This window comes from Bartonella raoultii, assembly GCF_019659805.1.
In the GTDB taxonomy this organism is placed as follows: domain Bacteria; phylum Pseudomonadota; class Alphaproteobacteria; order Rhizobiales; family Rhizobiaceae; genus Bartonella; species Bartonella raoultii.
In genome coordinates this window covers 1-6,404 of the sequence record NZ_JAIFRO010000017.1, presented here as the reverse complement: position 1 = coordinate 6,404, position 6,404 = coordinate 1, and the positions used below count along the sequence as shown (strand labels likewise).

The window sequence follows — 6,404 nt, the reverse complement described above, 5'->3', positions numbered from 1 at the left end:
AACTAGCTCTACAAAATATATTTTCAACCTTAGATTGTAATAATTCTTCTAAGCAGCCTCATCACTTCACTCAAAGAACTTTTCTTCATAATTTTTTTGATGTATTTTTAATCGAGAATATAAGGAAATTCCTGGACTTCTTAAAATTTTTTTATCAAATAAAAAAGTAAGACATCATAAACTATAATACAAAAAAAGGTCCACAATCTGTTATGAAAAGCGAATCTGCATGCTCTAAAAAATTGTTTATGCTTTATTAAAGACTTTTAAAAGCAATTATACATTTGAAAGATAACTATACTCTTATAATTAAAAACTACAGCGTATCCCTAAAATACCTTGAAGGGACTGTTTTTTTACGTCCTTTAACATAATGAGCCTCGCCATATAACTTTAACTTCTCACTCAAAAAACTGCTTAGACCTATGCCTAATTTACCTGCATTCCCTGATAAATTAGTGGTGAATGAATGGTGTTCATTAATTACCGTTTGATTGTCATCCTTATTTTCACGCAACCATGCTGCTGTAATATACGCCTGTGAGGAAGTAGACATGCCAGAGCCAAATTCATACCCTAAAGATAATCCAATCTCACTGCGCAGTGAAGTAAAGGGCGGATATCACCGCTCATGTCATTCGATAACTTGATTTCTTTTCCCTCAACTTGCAACCATGTAATTTGTCCATAAGGCTGCAACCAACTGCTCTTGGACGTCTGAAGTCGATACCCTGCTTCAAAGGAGGTTCCCACCGCCCATTGCTTATAACTGCCTTCAATCCCTGAACCATTTGTGAAACCGCCTTCAGCGTATTTTGATAATGATTGTATTTTAAAAGAGCATCCAGATACCATCCACTATAATCCAGATACGTGACATAAGCCCCAATGCTATAACTATTGATACCGCTGGTGCCCCGTGCATGCGCAATACGGGCGTGGTCATAACTGCCAAAACCACCTATATAAAATTCTCCATTTTCCCACTCGCTTAAGCCATTGATCCCTAAAACGATCCCTGTCTGATCGAGCTTAAAATCTATATGCTCTGTCGCAATGCTTTCTTTTGCTTTAATCGCATAGCCCCATAAAGCCGTATTTTTTTTGCTTTTATCTAGAATTCCTCCTCTTCCCGCACGCACGCTTTGCATTTCATTGTGAAATACTATTGCTGGGGCTACAGACATAGATAATACCGCATCTGTAGAAGGTGTTGTTAAAAACTGAGAACCTGAAAGCTTCTCACCCAATTGTGGAGAAGATTGTTCTTGATTGCTTGGACGCAAAATCATCTGATCGGCTAAAGACTGAGAAGATACTGAAATAGCCCTCTTCTGTGTGTCAGTAGAAAGAGAATGTGGAGGTGATGGAGGCAATACCACATGCATCTGATTTTCTTGAGATGAAGATACCGAAACGCTAGAGACACTTTGTGCTTCTTTTAAATGACGTGGAGGCCGTTTCTTGGCTCCTCTTTCCGATAGACTTCTGAGAACCGGTATTTTTCTTCTAGAAGGAGTACTTTGATCAGATTCAGATAATGCAACAGGAACCTTCATTTTCTTATTTACACACTCTACTTCAGAATTAGTACGTTCCGTACCTTCAGAGACTCGACTTAAATACCAAGTTGCAGAACTACCACTAGAACTAGCACATCGACCTCTCTTCTCCAATTGATACTGATAAGTTCCTCCATCAACAGCTGTAATCTCTCCTCCCCGAAAGATCTGCCAGAGTAAAGTTAGCTCCTCCATCTTGGCTTCTATCGGTAACTAACGGAAGCTCAGTAACAAAACTACTCCTTTGTGAGAAGAACCTGTAATTTCACGACCAGAATCCGCAACATTTATTTTATGACTACCTGAGCCCTCACCAACCGTCAAATAATCACTCAGATCCCACGCAGCACTAATATTGAATCGAAAATGTAAATTACCAAAAGCTTTTGAACATGAAGTGAAATATGACGTGGATCATATGGAATGAAGTAAAAATAACAGTTCCATCTTGTCCCCCTAAATCTTCAATTTTAATCTGAGGTTTTTCCCTATATTCCGTTCACCAACCTCAAATATTATTTCATCGGGTCTGTCCTTTATAGGAATATTTTTCCTAGTAGTATGATTTATCCTATCACCAGCAAACAAATAAAGCTCTCCATTACCATTGACCCTTACTTCTCCAGTGACATCTTTTGCGCCAACATGTAGCACGATTTGGCATGATCCGTAATTGTTAAAGTATTCACCCCCCTCTAGGATAGACAACTTGAATAGCTTTTCCTTCAAGGTCGTTTCTACAGACTCTCCAAGTGCTAGGACGTGCTGTCGGCCATTATCAGAGACTTCTGTAGCTGTCGCTCTCCCTCCTTCTTTTCTTTTCCCCGCATAAAGATTTTGTTCTCCATTTTTTCCTACTTTCGTATACCAAGCATATCCCCCATCATACACATTCTGCTGTCCTATTGCTCCATCTCCACCCGTAACCGTGGCATTATATGCACTACTTCGTCTAACCACGCGTGTAAGATCAATATTTGGCTCTTCACGGACAAACTGCTGACCTCCAAGAATTTTAGCTTCCAGTGCATTTCCTGCACGTGTAACTATTGCATTCCTCCTTTTTTAATAGTGGACCCCACGGAAGTTTTTCCATTATCAACAAGCTCTACATCTCCATATTCAATCGTAATATTATTTTTGAAAAGACGAGCAATTAATTCTAATTTTTTTCGTTCCTCTTCTCCATTTCCTACATGGGTTGCTCTTGTTCGCTCTCTATTTCTACTCTCAACTGCACTTGTAGATTGCACAAGACAACTACTGATCATCAATACTGAAAAACTTAACTTGTATTTATACCTCATTATCCACACTCCACTCTCAATTATTTAAACAAATACCCCGCGGCTACGCAGGTAGTTCATTTTAGAATGTATCATAATGTGTTTTATTTATGTCTAAATACAATTTTTTGTTGCATTATTTTAATTTAAGCAACTTTTAGTTGTATATATAAGCCACTAAAAAACGCTCCCTGAAAGCAGAAAAACTGAATAAAACTCAAACTGTTTACTTGAATTCAAGAAATAATTCACAGATTTGTATCTAAAATTATGGATGAAAGATGCCTATGCCCTTTAATGGGACCACCACCCTCACGTAAAAGAGAACGCCATTGCGATAGCTCACGCGCTTGTTTGAAGAAACATCTCTCAATACGCCCCAGTCCATTTTTTAACTTTGTCAGTGAATGATATAATGGTAAGTCCATTGAACGCTACTATTTTTACGCTTATGGTAAAGAAAGTCGGCTCCATCACACACTTTACCAGTCTTAAAATGTTGCGATAGTCCTTAGCACGTAAAAAGGTTTATAAAAACATTTTGAGTGCTTTCGTGTGAATTTATTCTACACGGCTTTTCCCCTTGTGACATACAAAAGTGATTTTGATTGATCAAAATGGAGTAGATTTGGAATAAGAAAATCGTCTAATGTTCAAGACTCTCATTCAACATACAAAACAATGAACACTCTTTAGTAAATTAATACCTTGCCTTAAAAGAGAGTAATAAAGGCATCCTTACAGTTTGAAAAGGTCTCTATATCTCCAAAAGGCATCGCAAAGCGTTATCTGTTTAAGCTTGCAAAACAATAACATTTGTAAACTTAATCAGCTGTGTAAAGATGTCTTTAGAAACTGTAGCGTAATCCTAAAATACCTTGAAGAGCATTTTTAATCTTATGTCCTTTTAAATAATATGCTTCCGCATAAAGTGTTAGATTATCATTGACCAAACTGTTTAAACCAATTCCTAATTTACCCGCACTACCCGATAAGTCTGTGATAAATTTATGCTGGTTATTAATTATCGCGTGATTATTATTTATATTCTCACGCAACCAAGCTGCCATTATATAAGCTGTTAATGAAGTTTCTGAATTCACAAAAAATTCATGTCCTGCTGTCAATCCAACTTCACTACGGAATGAAATCGATGGACTTAAGTCACCGATCATTCCATTGGAAAGTTTTATTTTTACCTTCCACCTGGAACCTGTTAGCTTGATATAAGGCTGCATCCAAGTATTTGAGCTGGTTCAAAATAACAACCAATCTCAAATGATCCACCTATCGCCCACTGATTGTAATGACTTTGTATTGATAAACCATTCGTTGAGATGGCTTTCAAATTATCTTGATAATAATTATATTTCAAAACACCATCCATATACCATCCACGATGATCAAAATAAGTTGCGTAAGTTCCGATGCTATAAGAGCTTAAATTACTCCCCCCTCGTGCATGAAAACGTGCTTGATCATAACTGCCAAAACCACCAATATATAATTCTCCATGCCTTAATTCATTTAACAGATCAGCACCAACGACTAAACCTGTCTGCCCAAGCTTAAAGTGTGTGGCCTGTCGCAATACGTTCTCTGCTCTTAATCCCATAAGTCCATAGCTCAATATCGTTCCTATTTCTGTTCCAAATTTTTCTACCATTTCGTATAATTTGCAATTCATTGTTAAAAATAAGTCCAGGAACGACGGATAATGTTAACACTGCATCCGTAGAGGGAGTGGTTAATGTTCCACCAGGAATAAATGGATCTGTAGGATCTGGAATAGAGTTTTCTGGTCCACTAAGGCGATCTGCCGATAAAAACCAAACTTTTCCATTTTCATCCTTTCTTTCTTTTAGACCATACATATAAGTTCCGCCATCAATGGCGTTAATGTTTTCACCCTTAAGATCTGTCAGCGTAAAATGCGCACCACCACTTTGATCCGTAATTAAATCACGCTTATGTGAAAAAGGATCTGTGATTTCAACGCCAGAATCAGCAACACTTATTGTATGATTCCTGCGCCTTTCTCAACGAAGAGATAATCTCCACGGTTTTGGGCAATCGTGGTATTGAATGCGAAATGTAAATTTCCTGAAAGATTATTCACATGAAGCTGAGAATAGTAGGGATCAGAACCCGTAAATGCAAAAATAACACTCCCTCACCGCTTAATTTTTGTATCAAAGAGCTTTTTCCATCAGACTCATCCGTGAGTGAATATAGTTTTGTCTCTTTTCCATTTAAAGAATATCTTCTACTGTGGTGCGATGTTGCTCATTCCCAGCATAAAGATGAAGCTGTCCAGAATGATTTACTTGTGTTTTGCCTTCTAATATCGCTCCCGCATGTACCCATGATTTTGTTTCATCATTCATTGTTAGATTTTTACAGATCCATCCGTATATATTTCCTGAATAGCGCTCTCATTTAAAGTAACTCCAATGGCCTGACCGCCTTTTAAGATACGCTGCTTACCACCAGCAAAACTTCTGTATCAAATGCAAAACCACCATTTTTTGCATCTTCAGACTTTGTTCCAACCTCTTGGACGCCTCCTCCATAACTTTTGTATTCCAAACTTTACCCCCGTCATATACTTTTTGTTGACCTAATGTTTCCTCTTGACCATAAATGATTGTATGATAAGCGCTACTCCCTTTAATCTCTCCTCCAACATCCCCCTCCCCGAAAACAAGCTGCTCCCACCATAAATTTTAGTCTCCTCTACTTTTCCTCCATTTCCAACAGTTTGCTGTCCGCCTTCTTTAACAACAGCATTTTTAGAAAAGCCTTGTTTTCCCTTTAAAGCCTGAACATTCTCAATTCCACCATGTTCAATTTTACTATTCTCACTCAGACCTCCTGCATATACATAAAGCTCTGCACCATTCTTTACTGTGTTATCGATAGACCGTCCCGACTATCAATCTCACCATCATTTGAAATGTATGCTTTACCTTCATGATCAAGGACATAATTTTCAAGCCGTGCCCCATCTTTAATGAAGATAAGCTCAGGTTTTTAAGAAACGTAGTCTTTTGTTCTTGTCCATTATCTCCAACATTGTCACGATGATTGCCATCAAGCTCCTGCTGGCTCGCAAATATTCTAGCACCCTTAACAAGAGTAAAATTGCTAGGCTTTTTTAAAAGCCTAATTCATTTTGTGTTCTTACAATGAAATCATTCGATGCTCAAGGATGCATCTTCCTGTTTTCATATCTTCATTATATTGATTGTGAAATAACTGACCGTTTTCATCACTTGAAGATTGACAAAAAAGTGGCATCCCCCCCTCATTTGCAGCTGCTGCCTGTACAAAACAGCTGCTCAACAAAAGTACCCAAAAATTGCGTTTCCATTTATATTGTGTAGCCATATCCTCCCCCCTCTTTACGCCTGCATAGACACCAAACGTAACTAGCTCTACAAAATATATTTTCAACCTTAGATTGTAATAATTCTTCTAAGCAGCCTCATCACTTCACTCAAAGAACTTTTCTTCATAATTTTTTTGATGTATTTTTAATCGAGAATATAAGGAA

4 protein-coding genes and 2 pseudogenes are annotated in these 6,404 nt (G+C 37.7%); all 6 read right to left on the bottom strand.

The features are described 5' to 3' along the window. Window positions 1-316: 316 nt before the first annotated feature. A complete protein-coding gene (locus K3248_RS09115; protein WP_308765668.1) occupies window positions 317-556 on the bottom strand; it encodes an autotransporter outer membrane beta-barrel domain-containing protein in 240 nt (79 codons plus the stop codon). A gap of 20 nt (window positions 557-576) precedes the next feature. After that, window positions 577-1,757, bottom strand: a pseudogene (locus K3248_RS09235) (autotransporter outer membrane beta-barrel domain-containing protein). Window positions 1,758-2,018: 261 nt separating this feature from the next. Beyond that, window positions 2,019-2,522: a hypothetical protein gene (locus K3248_RS09100; RefSeq protein WP_308765666.1), complete on the bottom strand. Its 504-nt coding sequence runs from the start codon at window positions 2,520-2,522 to the stop codon at window positions 2,019-2,021. Between the two features lie 86 nt (window positions 2,523-2,608). Beyond that, complete coding sequence (locus tag K3248_RS09095) at window positions 2,609-2,869, bottom strand: hypothetical protein (RefSeq protein WP_308765665.1); 261 nt, start codon at window positions 2,867-2,869, stop codon at window positions 2,609-2,611. A gap of 227 nt (window positions 2,870-3,096) precedes the next feature. Next, window positions 3,097-3,276, bottom strand: a complete 180-nt coding sequence (locus K3248_RS08470; RefSeq protein WP_220717892.1) for a hypothetical protein — start codon at window positions 3,274-3,276, stop codon at window positions 3,097-3,099. A gap of 420 nt (window positions 3,277-3,696) precedes the next feature. After that, window positions 3,697-6,238, bottom strand: a pseudogene (gene bafA, locus K3248_RS08465) (BafA family autotransporter). Window positions 6,239-6,404: the final 166 nt, after the last annotated feature.

What these genes read in the sequence shown, in the direction of transcription:
- K3248_RS09115 (WP_308765668.1), bottom strand. Translation starts at nt 556, where the DNA reads ATGTCTACTTCCTCACAGGCGTATATTACAGCAGCATGGTTGCGTGAA.
- K3248_RS08470 (WP_220717892.1), bottom strand. Translation starts at nt 3,276, where the DNA reads ATGGACTTACCATTATATCATTCACTGACAAAGTTAAAAAATGGACTG.
- K3248_RS09095 (WP_308765665.1), bottom strand. Translation starts at nt 2,869, where the DNA reads ATGAGGTATAAATACAAGTTAAGTTTTTCAGTATTGATGATCAGTAGT.